18 protein-coding genes are annotated in these 19,634 nt (G+C 41.4%); all 18 read left to right on the forward strand.

Annotated elements, in window-relative coordinates; translation table 11 throughout:
- Positions 1-88: 88 nt before the first annotated feature.
- The 18 genes from NRIC_RS11945 to pepT all read left to right on the forward strand — a co-directional run bounded on the left by NRIC_RS11945 (position 89) and on the right by pepT (position 19,401).
- Positions 89-1,480, forward strand: a complete 1,392-nt coding sequence (locus NRIC_RS11945) for an L-cystine transporter (protein WP_146622934.1) — start codon at positions 89-91, stop codon at positions 1,478-1,480.
- Between the two features lie 61 nt (positions 1,481-1,541).
- On the forward strand, positions 1,542-1,913 hold the full coding sequence (locus tag NRIC_RS11950) for a VOC family protein (protein ID WP_146622935.1): 372 nt from the start codon (positions 1,542-1,544) through the stop codon (positions 1,911-1,913).
- A 52-nt stretch (positions 1,914-1,965) separates the two neighbouring features.
- Positions 1,966-2,697 (forward strand): metallophosphoesterase family protein, encoded by a 732-nt coding sequence (locus tag NRIC_RS11955; protein WP_146622936.1) that lies wholly within the window; start codon positions 1,966-1,968, stop codon positions 2,695-2,697.
- A 110-nt stretch (positions 2,698-2,807) separates the two neighbouring features.
- Positions 2,808-3,707: a DMT family transporter gene (locus NRIC_RS11960; protein WP_146622937.1), complete on the forward strand. Its 900-nt coding sequence runs from the start codon at positions 2,808-2,810 to the stop codon at positions 3,705-3,707.
- 76 nt (positions 3,708-3,783) lie between these two features.
- On the forward strand, positions 3,784-5,964 hold the full coding sequence (locus NRIC_RS11965; RefSeq protein ID WP_146622938.1) for a Tex family protein: 2,181 nt from the start codon (positions 3,784-3,786) through the stop codon (positions 5,962-5,964).
- Complete coding sequence (locus NRIC_RS11970; protein ID WP_146622997.1) at positions 5,957-6,439, forward strand: SprT family protein; 483 nt, start codon at positions 5,957-5,959, stop codon at positions 6,437-6,439. The genes NRIC_RS11965 and NRIC_RS11970 overlap by 8 nt, the downstream gene beginning before the upstream one ends.
- A gap of 77 nt (positions 6,440-6,516) precedes the next feature.
- Entirely contained in the window at positions 6,517-7,851 is a 1,335-nt protein-coding gene (gene murC, locus NRIC_RS11975) for a UDP-N-acetylmuramate--L-alanine ligase (RefSeq protein WP_146622939.1), read from the forward strand.
- A 153-nt stretch (positions 7,852-8,004) separates the two neighbouring features.
- The gene (locus tag NRIC_RS11980; RefSeq protein WP_175580074.1) at positions 8,005-8,460 is read left to right on the forward strand and encodes a MaoC family dehydratase; all 456 of its coding nucleotides are present in this window, start codon (positions 8,005-8,007) and stop codon (positions 8,458-8,460) included.
- Entirely contained in the window at positions 8,453-9,136 is a 684-nt protein-coding gene (locus NRIC_RS11985; RefSeq protein ID WP_146622941.1) for a Bax inhibitor-1/YccA family protein, read from the forward strand. Before NRIC_RS11980 ends, NRIC_RS11985 begins: the two co-directional genes overlap by 8 nt.
- A gap of 84 nt (positions 9,137-9,220) precedes the next feature.
- Positions 9,221-11,860, forward strand: coding sequence for a DNA polymerase I (gene polA, locus NRIC_RS11990; RefSeq protein WP_146622942.1), 2,640 nt, complete (start codon positions 9,221-9,223; stop codon positions 11,858-11,860).
- A gap of 66 nt (positions 11,861-11,926) precedes the next feature.
- A complete protein-coding gene (gene mutM / locus NRIC_RS11995; protein WP_146622943.1) occupies positions 11,927-12,754 on the forward strand; it encodes a DNA-formamidopyrimidine glycosylase in 828 nt (275 codons plus the stop codon).
- 8 nt (positions 12,755-12,762) lie between these two features.
- Entirely contained in the window at positions 12,763-13,359 is a 597-nt protein-coding gene (coaE, locus tag NRIC_RS12000) for a dephospho-CoA kinase (protein ID WP_146622944.1), read from the forward strand.
- Positions 13,360-13,460: 101 nt separating this feature from the next.
- Complete coding sequence (gene nrdR, locus NRIC_RS12005) at positions 13,461-13,937, forward strand: transcriptional regulator NrdR (protein ID WP_146622945.1); 477 nt, start codon at positions 13,461-13,463, stop codon at positions 13,935-13,937.
- A 14-nt stretch (positions 13,938-13,951) separates the two neighbouring features.
- Positions 13,952-15,289, forward strand: coding sequence for a DnaD domain protein (locus NRIC_RS12010; protein ID WP_146622946.1), 1,338 nt, complete (start codon positions 13,952-13,954; stop codon positions 15,287-15,289).
- On the forward strand, positions 15,289-16,215 hold the full coding sequence (dnaI, locus tag NRIC_RS12015) for a primosomal protein DnaI (protein ID WP_146622947.1): 927 nt from the start codon (positions 15,289-15,291) through the stop codon (positions 16,213-16,215). Before NRIC_RS12010 ends, dnaI begins: the two co-directional genes overlap by 1 nt.
- 113 nt (positions 16,216-16,328) lie before the next feature.
- Positions 16,329-17,060 carry a tRNA (adenine(22)-N(1))-methyltransferase gene (locus NRIC_RS12020; protein WP_146622948.1) on the forward strand — a complete coding sequence of 244 codons (732 nt, stop codon included), beginning with the start codon at positions 16,329-16,331 and terminating at the stop codon, positions 17,058-17,060.
- Positions 17,029-18,144, forward strand: a complete 1,116-nt coding sequence (locus NRIC_RS12025) for a Nif3-like dinuclear metal center hexameric protein (protein WP_146622949.1) — start codon at positions 17,029-17,031, stop codon at positions 18,142-18,144. The genes NRIC_RS12020 and NRIC_RS12025 overlap by 32 nt, the downstream gene beginning before the upstream one ends.
- A gap of 27 nt (positions 18,145-18,171) precedes the next feature.
- Complete coding sequence (gene pepT, locus NRIC_RS12030; protein WP_146622950.1) at positions 18,172-19,401, forward strand: peptidase T; 1,230 nt, start codon at positions 18,172-18,174, stop codon at positions 19,399-19,401.
- Positions 19,402-19,634: the final 233 nt, after the last annotated feature.

The raw sequence follows: 19,634 nt of genomic DNA on the forward strand, positions 1-19,634 counted from the left end.
TAGGGAGAATGCTGAAGAGTTATTCTCTGGGAACCTTTACTTCCTTTGACAGACTTGTCATCAAAATTAGTTTTATAGGAGGAATACTATGACAAATCTGCTCACTGTACTAGTGGTTTTGATCTTTGCAGCGATGGTGTTCGCCTTCTATCAAATGCAAAAGAAGCATGTGAAGTTTTCTACACGAGTATTTACCGGTTTAGGGTTAGGTATCGTGTTTGGTGGGATTTTACAGCTTACTCTTGGAAACGGTAGTCGGGTCATTGAACAATCGATGGATTGGATCGGAATCGTCGGTAATGGTTATGTATCTTTATTACAAATGTTAGTAATGCCCCTGGTTTTTATCTCGATCGTTGGTGCATTTACAAAGATGAAAACGAGTAAGAACTTAGGGAAAATCAGTGCCAATGTCCTGTTTATTTTGCTGGCGACTACAGCTATCGCAGCGTTGATCGGTATCGTGTCGGTTATGATCTTTGGACTTGACGGAGCTACCTTTACTAGAGGTGCCGCAGAATCAGCTCGTATCAGTGAGTTGGCTGAGCGACAAGAAATGGTTCAAAACTTCTCGATTCCGCAACAAATTCTATCTTTTATTCCAACCAATGTGTTTGCTGACTTTGCTGGAATGAGATCGACTAGTACTATCGGAGTGGTCGTTTTTGCCGCTTTTGTTGGTGTCGCTTTTCTTGGAGTCAAGCGAAAAGCGCCTAAAGAAGCAGACTTTTTTGCGAATATTGTTGAAAGCTTGTACAAAATCATTATGCGTATCGTGACCCTCGTGTTGCGCTTAACGCCATACGGTGTGCTTGCTTTAATGACCAATGTTTTGGCTACAAGTGATTTCGAAGCTATCGTAAATTTGGGTGTATTCATTTTGGCTTCATACGCAGCGTTGCTCACTGTCTTTTTGATGCATTTGTTGATTCTTATCATCTTTGCAAAAGTCAGCCCGGTAACTTATTTGAAGAAAGCATTCCCGGCGTTGAGCTTTGCTTTCACCTCTCGTTCGAGTGCGGGGACTTTGCCAATGAATATTGAGACGCAGCGAAAAGCGTTAGGTGTCGATGATGCGACTGCAAACTTTGCTGGAAGTTTTGGGATATCGATTGGTCAAAACGGATGTGCCGGAGTATATCCAGCCATGTTAGCCACGATCGTAGCACCGACTGTTGGAATCAATGTCTTTGAACCGCAATTTATCGTGATGCTGATTGCGATCGTGACAATCAGTTCATTTGGTGTGGCAGGTGTTGGCGGAGGAGCTACGTTTGCTTCATTGATCGTTTTAGGTGCCATGAATCTGCCTGTAGCTATCGTTGGATTAGTCATTTCTGTAGAGCCTTTGATTGATATGGCACGAACTGCTGTCAACGTAAGTGATAGTATGGTGGCAGGTGTAGTTACGAGTCACCGGATTCATGAAATAGATCGTACTATTTTGGAAGACAAAGAAGCATTGATTGAAAATAATTAAACTCGAAGACTTGGCTAGCGCGACCAAGTCTTTTTTGTTACACTCTTTTTGAGGTGAAGAAATGTTTAATAACCAACTAAAAATCATCCTGTATGCGGAGGATGTCAAAAAAACCAGTGAATTTTGGCAGTCTTTAGGGTTTCACCAAGTAAGCTTCGAGCAGCTTGATGGCTCAGCGGTTGTCGAATTAGCGATTACGGCAGAAAGTCAAACACATCTAGTGATCTATGATCGACAATTTATCGAAACGAATTCGGATGAAGCAGCAGAACCATCACCTGCCTTGATTTTTAGCAGTGATGATGTCATTGGTCTCTATAAAGAAATGCAATCAAAGGATATTCAGGTCGGGGAAATCGCTCAGATCGGTGAGGAGTATGTATTTAATTTTGTAGACATTGACGGGAATTATTTTGTAGTATCTGGCAAATAAAGGAAGTTATATATTAATGGCTTATTGAATGCGCAGGCGAGGAGGGATAGAGATGGAACAACTTTTTGCCATCGGTGATGTCCATGGTGAGTATGACCTGTTTCAGAACATCGTCGACTACGTTGATCTAAGTCAGCAGCAATTGTTGTTAATTGGTGATCTTAATGATCGTGGCCCTAAAAGCAAAGACTGCTGGCTGCTAGGCAAAAAATTGGTTGACGAACACCAGGCGATTTATTTGCGAGGGAATCATGAGGAGTACTTTTTGCAGTTTTTAAATGATCCAGAAGATTGGTATGCAAGTTATTTTTACAATGGTGGCAAGGAAACCATCGAAAGTCTGCTTCATCCGGGTGCTACAGAGGAATATTCACCTACCGAAATAGCAATGTTCATCAGAAGCAGGTACAAGGAATTGATTCATTTTTTGCTTGAACGTCCTTTGTATTATGAATGGAAGCACTATTTGTTCGTTCATGCAGGTGTGGATCTTCAAAAGAAAGACTGGCGTCAAACCACAGACCGAGATTTTTTGTGGATTAGGGAGCCCTTCCACCATGGTGAAAATCATACGGATAAAACGATTGTATTCGGACATACCATCACACCAATGCTTTATGGAGATATGCAAACAACGGCTCTCTGGCAACAGGATCGGAAAATTGGGATTGATGGAGGCGCTGTGTTTGGAGGTTCGCTGCATGGCGTTGTTTTTGATGAACAAGGAATCGTAAAAGATTATGAGCTGCCTAACCGAAATGGCCCTTGGAATCCAACGATATAAAGCATCGAGTCTCGGTGCTTTATTTTGTTGCAAAAATTAAATTTGTAGAATCTCTGGCCATTCCAATTAAACTATGTCATAGTTTATTGAAAAGACAAGGAGAGTAGCCTATGGAAAGCCAGTTTAAGGGACATTTTACAGCATTACTGACTGTAATTATTTGGGCATCGACCTTTATCTCAACGAAAATTCTGTTGACCGATTTTCTGCCGATCGAAATTCTGTACATACGCTTTATTATCGGATTGATTGCACTCTTTATTGCTTTTCCTCGACCATTGCCGTTCAAAAATTGGAAGCAAGAAGGCTATTTTTTATTTTCGGGAATTTTTGGGGTATTTCTTTATTATTTTCTAGAAAATGTAGCCTTAACGTATACGCAGGCAATGAATGTAGGCATTATCGGATCAGTCAGCCCTTTTATCACAGCATTGCTTAGTCAGTTTGTTCTCAGAAAGACTAAAATGGATCGTTCCTATATTTTTGGCTTTCTATTTGCGATAACAGGCATTTGCTTGATCAGCCTGACTCGAACAGTCAACGTAAATCTGATCGGAGATGGATTGGCTTTTTTTGCAACTTTCTTCTGGGCGGTTTATTCCTTATTGATCAATCGGATCAGCGGATTTGGCTACTCTACCATTGCAACAACCCAAAGAATCTTCTTTTATGGCCTTTTGGCGATGACCCCGGTTTTCTTTACCTCCGTTCGGGAGTTTGATCTGGGACGGGTTATCGTGCCTGCTAACTTTGGCAACCTCTTCTTTTTGGGTATTGGAGCCTCTGCTGTTTGTTTTGTCACTTGGAATTATTCTGTCAAGGTGATTGGTGCAGTTCAAGCAACGATTTATATCTATTCGATCCCTGTTCTGACAACAGCTGCTTCAGTAATCGTTCTGCATGAGAAGTTAACTGGTAAGGCAATCATTGGAATCATTTTAACTTTGTTTGGATTGCTTTTATCTGAATGGACCACGATTAAGCAGTATCTCCGTCTGCAAAAGGAGTGATTTCGAGAGGATGTTTCACCTCCTTTAAAGAATGTGTTAAAATAAATAGGATTTTGAGAAGAAACGAGGAGCAAAGATGGCAGAAAACATTAATCAGGAGATCGTGCAGCTACTGAACAAAGAACTTTCAGGATATCGACCACAGCAGATTCAAGTCGTTTTGGAGATGCTGCAGGAAGGGAACACGGTCCCTTTTATTGCGCGTTACCGTAAAGAACGTACAGGAAGTTTGGATGAAGTCCAAATTAGAGAAATAGACGAACGATATTCTTATCTTGAGAATCTTGAAAAACGAAAACATGAAGTACTGCGTCTGATTGAAGAACAAGGCAAATTGACCGATGATTTGGCTCGTGAGATCCAACAAGCAGTAAAAATGCAAAAGGTTGAAGATTTGTACCGACCTTATAAGCAGAAACGGCGAACCAAAGCAACCATCGCTAAGGAAAAAGGTCTTGAACCGTTGGCCGCTTATTTATTGAGTTTTCCTAAATCTGGGGATGTTTATGCTGAAGCAGCCAGCTATGTGACCGATGAAGTTGCTACTGCTGAAGAAGCTCTTCAAGGAGCACATGAGATCATCGCTGAACAGGTTGGCGACCGTCCGGAATTTCGTTCATGGGTTCGTGAGTATACAAAAAAACACGGAATCTATCAAAGCAAAGCTAAAGATACAGACAAAGATGAAAAAGACGTTTATGAGATGTATTATGATTTTAAAGAACCCATCAGCAAAATGGTGTCTCATCGTGTGTTGGCTTCAAACCGTGGTGAAAAAGAAGATATTTTAAAAGTCGATATCGTCATTGATGAGGAAAAAATTTTTTCTTTCTTTGAGAATTCCTTGATCGAAGATACTCGTTCGGTTACTGCAAGCTTTGTTAGAGAAGCCTTTAAAGATAGCTATAAACGCTTTATCGGACCTGCAATCGAACGGGAGATTCGCAATGAATTAACGGAACAGGCAGATGAACAAGCGATTGCTATTTTTGGTGAGAATCTGCGCAACTTGCTGCTTCAACCGCCATTGAAAGGAAAACGTGTGCTAGGATTTGATCCTGCTTATCGGACAGGCTGTAAATTAGCAGTCGTAGATGAGACTGGGAAGGTTTTAGCGATCGAAGTCATCTATCCCCATAAGCCGGCTTCGCAAGCCAAAAGACAAGCTGCCGGCCCTGCCTTGCAAACCTTGATCAAGAAATACCGAGTTGAAATGATCGCTATTGGAAACGGAACAGCTAGTCGTGAATCGGAAACCTTTGTGGCAGCTCAATTAAAGCAATTGTCTGAAGATGTATTTTACGTGATCGTCAATGAAGCGGGAGCTTCTGTGTATTCCGCAAGTGATGCAGCTCGTAAGGAATTTCCAAATCTGCAAGTCGAAGAGCGTAGTGCTGTCAGCATTGCTCGAAGATTGCAGGATCCACTTTCTGAGCTGGTAAAAATTGATCCAAAGGCGGTAGGTGTGGGACAGTATCAACATGATGTCTCCCAAAAACGTTTATCTGAGCAGCTGGATTTTGTTGTAGAGACAGCGGTCAATCAGGTTGGAGTGAATGTCAATACCGCGAGTCCGCAGTTGCTGCAGTATGTATCAGGCCTGAACAAGACGACTGCACAGAATATTGTTAATTACCGTGAAGAAAACGGAGCGTTTGCTTCACGTCCACAGCTGAAAAAGGTTCCGCGATTAGGGCCAAAAGCTTATGAGCAGGCTGTTGGCTTTCTGCGTATTCCGGATGGCAAGAATGTGTTGGACAACACAGGGATCCATCCTGAATCCTATAACAGTGCCAAAGAAATTCTGGCTCGTGCCGAAATTTCGATTGATACGATTGGAACAAAGGAAGCGGGCGAAAAATTGAAAGTTCTCCAACCACAGCAGTTGGATCAAGAACTTAAGATCGGAAAAGAAACGATCAAGGATATGTTACAATCTCTATTGCAACCAGGAAGAGACATGCGTGATGAAATGCCTGCACCATTGTTAAGACAAGATGTGTTAAGCATGGAAGATTTAAAAGCTGGTATGGAGCTTCAAGGGACTGTGCGCAACGTAATTGACTTTGGTGCCTTTGTTGATATTGGGGTCAAGCAAGATGGGTTAGTGCACATCTCTAAATTGAGCAAGAAGTTTGTAAAACATCCAACAGACGTCGTATCGGTTGGTGATGTTGTGACTGTTTGGGTCGAAGCAGTCGATTTGAAAAAAGGCCGGATCAGTTTGACCATGATCCCAATTGACAGCGATGACTGATCAAGAATTGCAGCGTTTGGTGGAAAAAATCTCAATGGATTTTTTCCACCTGCCGTTTTTACATCGAGCGAATTTTAATTCGCGTCTGCGAACGACTGGCGGACGCTATCATTTAAAAACACATGATCTAGATTTCAATCCACTGGTCTTTCAAATGTACGGAGGCCAAGAATTGATTAAAGTAATCAAACATGAGTTGTGCCACTACCATCTGCATTTGGCTGGAAAAGGGTATCAGCATAAGGACCAGGATTTTAAACGATTACTTAGTAAAACAGGCGGATCCAGGTACGTTCAGCCCTTGGTTAAGGAAGCAACACATTCGTATAAATGCCGATCGTGCGGAACCCTCATTTTACGTCGCCGAAAAATCAACACAGCTCGTTATGTGTGTGGGAATTGCCACGGAAGATTGCTCTACATAGAGACCTCAAAGCAACAGGTCAGTCGATCAAACTACCCATTTCAGAAATAAAAGATTGCTATTTTTGGTTATTTGTATCATAATGTGAAACGCAGTTAATGATATGTACAGGTAAGGAAGAGGATGACATGAATACAAAAGAAAAGCTATATCATTTTGTTGGGATCAAAGGCTCTGGCATGAGTTCATTAGCCTTGGTACTTCATGAAAAAGGGTACCATGTTCAAGGTTCCGATGTGGAAAAATACTTTTTCACTCAACGAGATTTAGAAAAAGCCGGAATCACGATTCTAACCTTCAATAAGGAAAATATTAAAAAAGGCATGACGATCATTGCTGGGAATGCTTTTCCAGATACTCACGAAGAGATCGTTCGTGCCAATGAATTAGGACTGGAAATTATCCGATACCACGATTTTATTGGCCAATTCATTCAACCATATACCAGTATTGCCGTAACTGGTTCCCATGGAAAGACAAGCACGACAGGATTGCTGTCACATGTTTTAAGCGGGATCGCGCCTACCAGCTATCTGATCGGAGATGGAACTGGGCATGGCGAACCGGAGGCCAAATTCTTTTCCTTTGAAGCTTGTGAATACCAACGTCACTTTTTAGCGTACGCTCCTGATTACGCGATCATGACCAATATCGACTTTGATCATCCTGATTACTTCAAGAGTATTGAGGATGTATTTGAAGCTTTTCAAACAATGGCTTCTCAGGTAAAAAAAGGAATTTTTGCTTATGGAGACGATGAATACCTTCGAAAACTAGAAGCGGATGTACCGATCTATTACTATGGTCTTTCCGAAAATGATGACATTCAAGCACGAAACATTGTTAGAACGACAAACGGATCTGCTTTTGATGTATATCACAAAGAATGCTTTATCGGACGATTTGCCGTTCCGTCTTTTGGCAAACATAACATTTACAATGCGTTAGCTGTTATAGCAGTGGCTTATTTTGAAGAATTGGACATGGAAAAAGTCAAAGAAGAGATGTTGACTTTTTCCGGCGTGAAACGTCGCTTTAGCGAAAAGAAGGTGGCTGACATGGTCATTGTAGACGATTATGCTCATCATCCAGCAGAAATCACAGCAACGATTGATGCCGCTCGTCAAAAATATCCAGAAAAAGAGCTGATCGCTGTGTTTCAGCCGCATACTTTTACGCGCACGATCGCATTGATGGATGACTTTGCTGCCGCTTTGGATAAAGCAGACCGTGTATATTTACTAGATATTTTTTCTTCGGCTCGGGAAACCAGCGGAGAAGTAAAAATTGAGGATTTAGGCATTAAAATCCAAAAAGGTGGTCAAGTTGTTGGCGAAACAAATATGGCACCCTTACTTGATCATGAGGATGCGGTCATTATTTTTATGGGCGCTGGTGATGTTCAACGCTTCGAACAAATGTACGAAAAGTTACTAAGCAATACGACTAGAAATGTTCTTTAAAGAAATGAGTCTTGATGTTTCGACATCGAGACTTTTCTTTATAAAGAAAAGGATAATCTATTTCAGTTTACTTGAGAGCAAACTTGTCTTTTTGCCCCAGTCTGCTAAAATAAAAGAAGAAATCAGACTTTGGAGGGAATTGTTTTGTACACTATGAAGGTTCAAAAAATTGGAAAAACGATCGATGAAATCGAGGAAGGAGACTCGTTATCCCTAACCGAATCGATCGAAGATAATCAGCTTTTGCTGTATCTAGGACTGACCAATGATGCTAATCCTTTGTATATCCAACATGAATATGTCAAACAAACCGAGTATGGCCAGCCATTGGTTCCTTCTGTCATGCTGATGGGGATCATCACAAGTGCAATTTCTAAACATTTGCCTGGACCAGGCTCTCATGTCGTCAATTTTTCGATCAATTTTATAGATCCTGTCTTTCATTACGAAACATTGACATTTGAATTTGAAGTAATCAAAGTTGACAAGATGAAAGATGTAGTGACGATTTCTGTAGAAGCTACGAATCATGAAGAAAAACGTATTTTAGATGCAGTTGTAATGGTCAAGCCACCGACTGTTACTTTAAAGGAGGAAACACATGAATAATCAACAAACACAAACATATGGGCTCAATCGATTTTTTGGTAAAATCTATGCCTATTTAGCAATGGGAATCGGTATCAGCGCTGTCACTTCCTATTTAGCGATCGGACCTTTGTTTTATGAAACCATGCAGTTTGTTCAAAACTTTCCGTTAGGCTTTATGGGCTTGTGGATCGTAGAGATCGTCTTAGTGATGGTTTTAGGAGTGAAGGCGCAAAGCAACCCTAGTCTTGCAGTAGGCGGATTCGTCGTTTACTCTTTATTAAATGGTGTCACATTGGCAGTTACTTTGATGCTTTACGATATAGGAACGATCACTGCAGCATTAGTCACCTCGACAGTCACCTTTTTAGCGATGTCATTGATCGGCTCCTTTACAAAACGCGACTTAAGTGGAATGGGACGCGCTGCTTATAGCTCATTGATCGGGATCATTATTGCAATGCTGCTAAACGTTTTTGTATTACAAAGCAGCCCAGTGGATTTCTTTATTTCAATCCTAATGGTTCTTATTATGTCTGGGATCACCGCTTACGACAATCAGATGATCCGCAGAGTGTATGTACAAAGCAATGGGCAAGCTGGATCTGGTGTCGCCGTATTTATGGCACTGAAATTGTATCTTGATTTCATCAATTTATTCTTATCGTTCTTACGCATATTCGGTAAAAACAATTAAGGAGCGTACGCGCTTCTTTTTTTGCGTCCAGCTTTCCTTTTTCAGTGATAGTTTGTTAAAATGAAGCGTAAAGGAGTCGAGAGAATGGCAAAAAATAAATTATTATTAGTGGATGGCAACAGCGTCGCATTTCGAGCGTTTTTCGCTTTGCACAATTCGTTAGAGCGCTTCAAAAATAAGAATGGATTGCATACGAATGCGATTTATGCGTTCCATAACATGTTTGAAAATGTCATGGATCGTGAGAAACCGACCCATGTTTTAGTCGCCTTTGATGCTGGAAAAACCACCTTCCGTACAGAAATGTACAGTGATTACAAAGGTGGACGTTCAAAGACACCTGGAGAATTTCGTGAACAACTGCCGTACATTCGTGAATTGCTCGCTGGACTGGGCGTAAAGCATTATGAATTAGACAACTACGAGGCTGACGACATTATCGGCACGCTGGCAAAGCAAGCCGCTGAAAGTGAGTTTGATGTCGTTGTTTTGTCTGGTGATCGTGATCTGACTCAGCTGGCGAGTGACCGAATTACTGTAGACATCACAGTAAAAGGCGTCAGCGATATCGAATCCTATACGCCTGAACATGTTGCTGAAAAGTATGACGGATTAACTCCTGAACAGATTATTGATATGAAGGGGTTAGCCGGTGATACATCGGACAATTATCCAGGAGTAACGAAGGTCGGGGAAAAAACAGCGATCAAATTACTTAACCAATATGGCAGTGTCGAAGGTGTTTATGAACATATTGACGAAATGAAACAAAGCAAGATGAAAGAAAACCTGATCAATGACAAGGAACAGGCCTTTTTATCTAAAAAATTAGCAACGATCGCTACAGATGCGCCTGTCAAAGTTTCTCTGGATGAGCTCGCTTATTTCGGTAAAAATTTGGATAAACTGATCGCTTTTTATAAAGAAATGGACTTCAAACAATTTTTAAGCAAGCTTGATGTTCAAGAAGAGCCAACTGAGCTAGAGGATATCCAATTCGAGGTAGTTTCTGAATTTGAAGCCTCTATGTTCACCGACGATAGTGCCTTGTATGTAGAAATGTTAGAAGACAATTATCATCTGGCAGATATCGTAGGAGTTGCGTGGGGGAATACTCATAAAATTTATGCGACAAGTGAGTTGGCGATTTTCGATCATCCAGACTTCAAAGCTTGGCTGGAAAAATCAAATGGAAAAAAAGTCTATGATGCAAAACGTACGTACGTTGCTCTAAATCGATATAGCACTAAAACGCAAGGAATAAATTTCGATGTTCTGCTCGCTTCGTATCTGCTGGATACGAATGACAACAGCAATGACATCGCTGGAGTTGCCCAGCATTATGGCTATACTGAGATTCAATCAGATGAGCAGATCTATGGCAAGGGGGCCAAAAAAGGCTTGCCCGAGGATGAAGAGGTTTTCTTTAATCATCTTGCTCGTAAAGTCAAAGCGATCCAATTTTTGAGCAACCATCTCCAAAAAGAATTGGAGGATAAGAAACAAGATAAATTGTTTTATCAAATGGAACTGCCGTTGTCGATCATTTTAGCCGAAATGGAGATTGCGGGCATTACTGTCAACGCGCAACGCCTACAGCAAATGCGTGGAGAGTTTTCATCGCGCTTGCAGGAAATCGAACAGCGTATCCACGAGGAAGCAGGAGAAGTGTTCAATATCAACTCTCCTAAACAACTGGGTGTGATCTTGTTCGAAAAAATGAAACTGCCCGTCATCAAAAAAACGAAAACAGGTTATTCTACGGCAGTCGATGTATTGGAGCAGTTAAGAGAAAAAGCCCCGATTGTCGATGATATTTTGAATTATCGTCAGATTGCTAAGATACAGTCAACGTATGTCGAAGGGCTGTTGAAGGTGATTCAATCTGATAATAAGGTTCATACGCGCTATATACAGACGTTGACACAAACTGGGCGATTGAGCTCTGTTGATCCGAATTTGCAAAATATTCCGATTCGTTTGGAGGAAGGCCGGAAGATTCGTCAGGCTTTTGTTCCGAAAGAAGACAATTGGCTTATTTATTCGTCTGACTATTCACAAATTGAGTTGCGGGTCTTGGCACATATATCTGGTGATGAGCATTTGAAAGAAGCCTTTCGTGAAGGGATGGATATTCACTCCAGCACAGCGATGCGCATTTTTGGTGTATCTGAAGAGGAAGTGACTTCAAATATGCGCAGAGACGCTAAAGCGGTCAATTTTGGGATCGTGTATGGTATCTCAGATTATGGGTTGTCACAGAATTTAGGAATCACACGCAAAGCTGCTCAACAATATATTGATACGTACTTCGAAAATTACCCAGATGTGAAACGTTATATGGAAGAAAGTGTACGTGAAGCAAAAGATAAGGGATACGCAGCGACTTTGTACAATCGCCGTCGCTATCTTCCAGATATCAATTCACGAAATTTCAATATCCGGTCGTTTGCTGAACGAACGGCGATCAATACACCGATTCAAGGGAGTGCCGCAGATATTCTTAAGTTGGCTATGATCGAGTTAGATAAGCGTTTGAAGGCTTCCGATTTAAAAGCGACCATGCTGCTGCAGGTGCATGATGAGTTAGTATTTGAAGTGCCTGAAAGCGAATTGGAGGCTTTAGACGCATTAGTCAAAGAAGTGATGGAGCAAACGGTTCAATTAGATGTTCCGTTGATCACAGACAGCAGCTGGGGGAAAACCTGGTACGATGCAAAATAACCACAAGCTGGAATCTATTTCCAGCTTCTTCTCGTTACCAAAGAATTTAGTGTGGGAGTGAAAAATATGCCAGAACTACCAGAAGTTGAGACTGTCCGAAAAGGATTGATATCATTAGTCAAAGGGAAAGAAATCAAAAGAGTGGATGTTCTTTGGCCGAGAATCATTGAGTCTCCAGAAGTAGATTTGTTTAGGAGTCAATTGATTGGTGAACAAATTCTAGATGTAGACCGCAGGGGAAAATATTTGATTTTTCGTTTGACCCATTACGATATGGTTTCGCATTTGCGCATGGAAGGAAAATATGAATTTTTCCCTGAAGCAAAGCCGCTCGACAAACACAGCCATGTTCGGTTCGTTTTCACAGATGATTCTGAATTGCTCTATAATGATGTACGCAAATTTGGCAGACTATCCTTGATTGAGAAGGACACGGAAAATCAATATAAAGGGATTGCCCAACTAGGACCTGAGCCTACTTGGGAGGAATTTGAACTTGATACATTCGGCAAGAAATTGAATCGCGCTCATACGAAAATCAAGCCACTTCTTCTGAATCAAAAAGTAGTGACCGGATTAGGAAATATTTATGTAGACGAGGCTTTGTGGGAGTCAAAAATCCATCCGGAACGTGCAGCGGATTCGTTGTCGAAAGAGGAGATCAAAGCACTTCATCAAGCGATCATCGAAGTAATCAGTCGCGCGAAGGCTGCAGGAGGAACGACGATCCGTTCATACCTGAATGCTTTAGGCGAAGCAGGAAACTTTCAACAAGAGCTCCATGTTTATGGCCAAACAGGAAAACCATGCCCTCGTTGCGGGACACCGATCGTCAAAATAAAAGTTGCTCAAAGAGGTACCCACTTTTGTCCACATTGCCAAAAAGGAAGGTAGGAGGAAAAATGAGTTATGTGTTAGGAGTCACTGGAGGAATCGCCAGTGGTAAATCAACGGTCGTCAATGTGTTCAAACGGTTTAGATTTCCCGTAGTTGATGGAGATCTTGTCGCTCGTAAGGTGGTAGAGCCAGCAACTGATGGTCTAGCCGCGATCACAAAACAGTTTGGTGAAGGTATTCTTAACCCGAATGGCACATTGAATCGAAAAAAATTAGGTAAGATCGTTTTTCACGACCCAGTGCAGCGAAAAAAGTTGAATCAAACGTTAGACCCGTTTATTCGCACAGAGATTGATCATCAAATAAATGATGCGAAGTTGCACAGCGCATTAGTGATCGCAGATATCCCGTTAATGTATGAAACGCATTACGATCAAGCGATGGATGCGGTAGCTGTGGTCTATGTGGATTCTTCTACGCAGTTAAAGCGATTAATGGCTAGAGATCACTACTCTGAAGAAGAAGCCATGGAGCGAATCAACAGTCAAATGTCTTTAGATGAAAAGCGTCACTTGGCACACTATGTTTTTGATAACAGAGGGACCATTGATGAAACAGAAGAGCAAGTCATCCTATGGTTGAAACATCATCGATTTCTTTAGGAAAGAAATCGATGATATCGCTCCAGCCTGCTTTTTTTAGTGTTTCGAATATGATAAACTCTTGTTATAAAATAAAAAAATCCATCTGAGAGGTGAACAAAATGCGCTGCCCAAGATGTAATCATAATAATTCAAGAGTTATCGACAGTCGTCAAACTGATGATGGTCGGGCAATCAGAAGACGAAGAGAGTGTGAGAATTGCGGATTTCGTTTTACTACTTTCGAAAGAATTGAAGCAACACCATTGCTGGTAGTCAAGCGAAACGGAGATCGTGAAGAATTCAGCCGAGACAAGATTTTGCGAGGACTGATTCGTTCTGCGGAAAAACGACCTGTGGCTATGGAACAAATGGAGCAAATTGTAGATCGGGTAGAAAATCGAGTTCGCAGTTTGGGAGAAAATGAAATTCCAACCAGTCAGATCGGAGAATATGTTATGGAAGATCTTATGGAAGTCGATGAGATTGCATATATTCGTTTTGCCAGTGTGTATCGGCAGTTTAAAGATATGTCTGTTTTTCTGAAGGAATTACAGGAAATTGTCGATAAAGCAAAATCTTCTGAGAATCAAGGATAAGGGGTCCTTTTTTAGTGACAATCAACCAATTAAAACCCACGACCATATATACAGTCTACGGGAATCCAGACATTGACCGAAGCAAAGAGCAAGCTCTTTTGTATTTGTACCAGCCAATCATCGGCAACGATGCACTGAGTTTATTTTTAAATTTAAAAGGCGATCTGACGATTGAAGGAGTCAGCTCTGATTTGATGCACGCTGATCTTTTAGCAGCAATGGATCGTGGTTTGCAGGCTGTCCTGCAGGCTCGGGAGCGCTTAGAAGGGATCGGGTTGCTCTCTGTTTTTCAAAAAAATGATCCTGATTTGGGGCTATTGGTGGCCTATCGGGTAAATGATCCATTAGAGCCTTCCGCATTTTTTCAAGACGAATTAATGTGCTATTTGCTGCTTGAACGGATTGGCCAACGCCGATTTGAGAGATTAGTGGAGCGGTTTCGTCCCAAGGGATACTCGTTACCGGGATTTACAGAAACAACCAAGCATTTTTTAGAAGTCTACCGTTTTAGAGAAGAAGGTTTTGCTGCGAATACGGACATGATCGAGCAGACACAGGACAATTTCCCTAAAAATCAACGAGCAGCTAGAGACTCCGATTTTGACTTGATTTTTATGGAGACCCAGTTGAAAAAAATGGGTGTCATGATTGATCAAGAGGCACAGCGAAAGCTTGAAGCGTTGCATTTAATGTATGGGTTGGATGAAATGGATTTGCTTGAGTATGCTGGAAAAGCGGTCGATCAACAATCAATCGATTTCAATTATTTACGGCAATTATTACGTAAGGATCGCTCAGCCTTACTTGCTAAAAAGGAAAATTCTAATCGGAATCAGTCCAATAGTCAAAGAAAGGAACGCATTTCTTTAACGCCGGCGGAAAGACAAATCATTGACGAAGTTCAACGAATTTCTCCTATGACTTATCTTCAAGCCATTAAGCAGCAAAAGGGCGGTTTTGTGGCGCCCTCAGAAACCAGAATCATCGAATCTCTGGTTGACAAACATTTATTTCCCAATAGTGTGATTAATTTATTGATTAATTATATTTTAGTCGTAAAAAACCATTCTTCGCTCAATCAAAACTATTTGAATGCGATCGCCAATGATTGGGCACAAAAAAAAATTACTACCCCTGAAGAAGTGATGGCGAATTTGCGGCAATCGGATCAAAAATTAGTCAAAAAAACCTCTGCTGATCGGTATTCGAACAATCGACAAAGGCAAGCACGCAAGGAAAAGCTGCCCTCACATATCAAACAACCGCCTCAGGAAAAGAAACTTAGTCCTGAAAAAGAGGCTGAGCTAAATCGAAAATTAGCGGAATATTTGAACAAAGAAGGTGAAGAGTAATGGAAGATGTTGGAAAACAGTTGAATCGAATCATCAAAAGCCGTGGAGTTGACGGCCGCTATCACGAAATGATGAAGGAAGTGCTTCAAGATAAAGACGTGCGCGAATTTATCGAAACAAACAAAGAAAAATTGACCCAAGAGGATATTGAAAAGTCTTTTGCCAAATTGTATGAGTTTACTCAGGAGAAGAAAAAGTATTTGGCTAACGATCCTACGATGATCGCTCCTGGTTATGAACCACAGTTAGCATTGAATTTCCATTTCATCGATGTCACCTATGTTCCTACGGATGAGTTGTTAAAACGTCGACGTGAGGAAGAAATCCGCAATCGAATTCATTCATTAGATATGCCGAAAGATGTACGAAAGGCTTCGATCCGTACGTTCGAAGTCACTTCAGGCCGCAGTGAGGCCTTGGAAGCATCGTTGGATTTTATCAACAGCTTTTCTGCGGAGCCTAGTCAGTTCCACAAGGCTCTTTACCTAGTTGGTGATTTTGGTGTTGGAAAAACCTATCTTTTGGGTGCTGTTGCGCATGAACTTGCCATTAAGGGATTTGAAACAACATTGGTGCATTTTCCAACGTTTGCCAGTGAAATGAAACAGGCGATATCAACTGACAAAGTGGGTCCAAAGCTTGAGGAAATCAAGCGCTCTTCAGTTTTAATGATCGATGATATTGGTGCTGACTCGATGAGTGCCTGGATTCGTGATGATATTTTAGGTGTTATCTTGCAATATCGGATGCAGGAACAGCTGCCAACCTTCTTTTCTTCTAATTTTGATATGCTGCAGTTGGAAGAACATCTTTCTGTCACACAACGTGGAGATCAGGAACCTTTGAAGGCCAAGCGGATCATGGAACGAATCCGCTATTTGAGTAAGGAAGTTTGGATGCTCGGTGAGAATCGTCGGAACAACTAAACGATCACAAGATTAGAACAAGGAAAAGCCCTCATTAAAAAGCAATGGATTTCCCGCTTTTTTCTGTGGTGCTTTTTTTATGAGTGCTATAATGACAGTTAGGAAGTGAATTTATGAAAGCCAATGAGTTATCTAAACGGTTACAGGTCGTGGCTGATTTTGTTCCTGCGAATGCCCGTCTAGCAGATATTGGATCAGACCATGCCTATTTACCTGTTGCATTAATGCTTCAAGATCGAATTCAATACGCCGTTGCTGGTGAAGTTGTTGCGGGCCCCTATGAGTCTGCCAAAAGACAAACCACAAGTAATGGTTTGGAGGAACGAATCGATGTACGTTTGGCCGACGGACTGGAAGCAATCAGGCCATCTGACGAGATTAATGTCGTGACGATTTGCGGGATGGGTGGTGTTCTGATTCGAGACATTTTGCAAAAAGGCAAAGAGCGTAACCGTTTATCTGGGAAAGAGCGCTTGATCCTCCAGCCAAATGTTGGTGAAAAGCATTTAAGAATCTGGTTGATGCAAGAGGGATACCAAATATTGAATGAAACAATTTTAGAAGAGAATAAAAAAATCTATGAAGTAATTGTTGCTGAAAAACGAACAGAAGCGTTCACATATACCTCGCAGGAACTTTTATTCGGTCCAATACTGATGCGTGAAAAGAACTCTGTCTTTCTAAAAAAATGGCGACGCCAATTGGAGAAACATCAAAGTGTGCTGAATGATTTAACTCAAAGCAGTCGCGAGGTGACTGACAAAATTCATGAATTTCAGCAAGAAGCAGAATGGATCAAGGAGGTTTTGGCAGATGGAAGCACAGAGATTTATAGAACGCTTTAATCAGTATTGTCCTGAATGGTTGGCTGAGCCTGGAGACCCTGTTGGATTGCACATCGGCACTCTGAATAAACCTGCAAAACGAATTATGATGAGTCTAGATGTTCGGCCGAATGTTGTGGCAGAGGCAATTGAAAAAAAGATCGATCTTTTAGTTGTAAAACACCCACCGATTTTTAGACCAATCGATCGTTTGGTCACCGACGATGTGCAAATCAACATGTATGCAGATTTGATCAAACATGACATTGCTGTCTATGCGGCCCATACAAACATGGATATTATTCCGAACGGACTGAACGATTGGTTTTGTGAGCTTTTAGGCGTTCAGAAAACGACCTATTTAGTGAAAAGCCATCAAGTAGTGATGAAGAAATTAGCTGTTTTCGTTCCGATGGAGGAAGCTGGCCGTATGCGTGAAGCATTGGCGATGGCAGGCGCAGGACAACAGGGAAACTATCGGGCAACTTCTTATACTTTAGGCGGCACAGGTCGATTTACCCCTGTTAGAGGAGCGAATCCAACAATCGGCGAAATCGGAAAAGCACAGCAGGTTCAAGAAAATAAAATCGAAGTCATTTTTCCAGAAACAATGGAAGAAAAAATACTTTCAGCGATGTACCAAGCTCATCCTTATGAGGAGCCCGCTTTTGACCTCTATCAACTGGATAATTTGCCGACGAAATATGGCATCGGTCGAATTGGTGAGTTGGATGAGCCTATGGAAACGGAGGCATTTATCCAAAAGGTGAAGTCGGCTTTTCAATTGGAGGGGTTGCGTGTAATCTATCCTAAACAAAAGAAATCGCTGATCCGTACCGTTGCGATTTGCGGCGGCAGTGCAGAAAAGTTTTACCGTGATGCGGTGAATCAAGAAGCAGACGTTTATATAACTGGAGATGTTTACTATCATACAGCACACGACATGCAGGAAACGGGGATGCTGGTCATCGATCCAGGTCACTATATCGAAGAAGTTTGCAAAAAAAAGATGGTTGAGCAATTTAATCTATGGAAAAATGAAGAGGGCTGGGATGTAGAATTTGTTGTTTCTGCTTCATCAACCAACCCTTTTTCATTTAAATAAATCAGGTTTTCTAAAGGAGAGAGCACGATGTACGAAAATTTATTACCACGCTTTTTACGCTATGTAAAAACGGAAACTCGTTCGGATGCGACAAGCACTACCACTCCAAGTACACAAACGCAGGTAGCTTTTGCCCATGAACTGATGAAAGAACTTGAAGGGATCGGCATGCAAAACATTCAGTACAATGAAAGCAATGGGTATGTGATTGCTACGCTGCCAAGCAATGTCGATCATCCTGTACGTAAAATCGGATTCATTGCTCATATGGATACGGCAGATTTTAATGCGGTGAATGTCAATCCGCAAATCATCGAAGCATACGATGGCGAGTCGACTATTAAACTGGATAAAGAAGGAAAATATACGCTAAACACGAAGGATTTTCCTAATTTAAAAAATTATCGGGACCATACATTGATTACAACAGATGGAACGACATTGCTGGGAGCCGATGACAAATCTGGGATCGCCGAAATCATGACAGCAATGGAATACTTGATTAAGCACCCCGAAATCAAGCATGGAGAAGTGCGAGTTGGTTTTGGGCCAGATGAGGAAATTGGAATCGGCGCGGATAAGTTCGATGTAAAACAATTTGATACAGATTTTGCTTATACGATGGATGGCGGTCCATTAGGTGAATTGCAGTATGAAACCTTCAGTGCGGCTCAAGCAGAGATTACACTACATGGAAAAAATGTGCATCCTGGTACTGCTAAGGATACGATGATCAATGCACTGCAACTAGCGATCGATTTCCATAACCAATTGCCTGAAGAGGATCGTCCAGAAAAAACAGAGGGACGACAAGGATTTTATCATCTGTTAGCAGTAGATGGAAATGTCGAAGAGGCAAAGATGACCTATATTATTCGTGACCACGATCATGAAAAATTCGAAGCACGTAAAGGTTTAGTTAAAGAGATTCAGGAAAAAATGAATCAACCCTATGAAGAAGAACGAGTCGAAATCAAGATGTTTGATCAGTACTACAACATGGGAGAAATCATTGAAAAGGATATGAGCGTAATCGACTTGGCGAAGGAAGCAATGGAGCAAGTGGGTATTACGCCAGTGATAGAACCGATTCGCGGAGGCACAGATGGCTCAAAAATCTCATTCCTGGGAATTCCGACACCAAATATTTTTGCAGGCGGCGAAAACATGCACGGACGATTTGAATTTGTTTCTTTGCAAACGATGGAAAAAGCAGTCGACGTGATTATAAAAATCGCTGAAAATAATGCAAAATAGCTTCAATTTGAGGCTGTGACATCTCTGTCACAGCCTCTTTAGGCGTATCGTTTAAAGGCTGTATAGGATCCATCAAAAAAAGGGAAGCACAAATAATTCAGCCTGCAGATGGAGGTTTTTATCAAGCTGTACAGGTAAAATGATAGAATACTAAAACTTAAGCCCTATCTGGCTGGAATTTTGCTGGAAAACAAATAGTATGGTAGGCTTAAATGAATAAAAAATGAACGAGG

The sequence above is a fragment of the Enterococcus florum genome, from assembly GCF_004309355.1.
Taxonomy (GTDB): Bacteria; Bacillota; Bacilli; order Lactobacillales; family Enterococcaceae; genus Enterococcus_A; species Enterococcus_A florum.

Excerpts from the sequence above, each read along its gene's own strand:
- NRIC_RS12025 (WP_146622949.1), top strand. The coding sequence starts at position 17,029 with ATGGAAGCACAGAGATTTATAGAACGCTTTAATCAGTATTGTCCTGAA.
- mutM (WP_146622943.1), top strand. The coding sequence starts at position 11,927 with ATGCCAGAACTACCAGAAGTTGAGACTGTCCGAAAAGGATTGATATCA.
- coaE (WP_146622944.1), top strand. The coding sequence starts at position 12,763 with ATGAGTTATGTGTTAGGAGTCACTGGAGGAATCGCCAGTGGTAAATCA.
- nrdR (WP_146622945.1), top strand. The coding sequence starts at position 13,461 with ATGCGCTGCCCAAGATGTAATCATAATAATTCAAGAGTTATCGACAGT.
- NRIC_RS11970 (WP_146622997.1), top strand. The coding sequence starts at position 5,957 with ATGACTGATCAAGAATTGCAGCGTTTGGTGGAAAAAATCTCAATGGAT.
- NRIC_RS11945 (WP_146622934.1), top strand. The coding sequence starts at position 89 with ATGACAAATCTGCTCACTGTACTAGTGGTTTTGATCTTTGCAGCGATG.
- polA (WP_146622942.1), top strand. The coding sequence starts at position 9,221 with ATGGCAAAAAATAAATTATTATTAGTGGATGGCAACAGCGTCGCATTT.
- NRIC_RS11950 (WP_146622935.1), top strand. The coding sequence starts at position 1,542 with ATGTTTAATAACCAACTAAAAATCATCCTGTATGCGGAGGATGTCAAA.
- murC (WP_146622939.1), top strand. The coding sequence starts at position 6,517 with ATGAATACAAAAGAAAAGCTATATCATTTTGTTGGGATCAAAGGCTCT.
- NRIC_RS11960 (WP_146622937.1), top strand. The coding sequence starts at position 2,808 with ATGGAAAGCCAGTTTAAGGGACATTTTACAGCATTACTGACTGTAATT.
- NRIC_RS11965 (WP_146622938.1), top strand. The coding sequence starts at position 3,784 with ATGGCAGAAAACATTAATCAGGAGATCGTGCAGCTACTGAACAAAGAA.
- NRIC_RS11980 (WP_175580074.1), top strand. The coding sequence starts at position 8,005 with ATGAAGGTTCAAAAAATTGGAAAAACGATCGATGAAATCGAGGAAGGA.
- NRIC_RS12020 (WP_146622948.1), top strand. The coding sequence starts at position 16,329 with ATGAAAGCCAATGAGTTATCTAAACGGTTACAGGTCGTGGCTGATTTT.
- pepT (WP_146622950.1), top strand. The coding sequence starts at position 18,172 with ATGTACGAAAATTTATTACCACGCTTTTTACGCTATGTAAAAACGGAA.
- dnaI (WP_146622947.1), top strand. The coding sequence starts at position 15,289 with ATGGAAGATGTTGGAAAACAGTTGAATCGAATCATCAAAAGCCGTGGA.
- NRIC_RS11955 (WP_146622936.1), top strand. The coding sequence starts at position 1,966 with ATGGAACAACTTTTTGCCATCGGTGATGTCCATGGTGAGTATGACCTG.
- NRIC_RS11985 (WP_146622941.1), top strand. The coding sequence starts at position 8,453 with ATGAATAATCAACAAACACAAACATATGGGCTCAATCGATTTTTTGGT.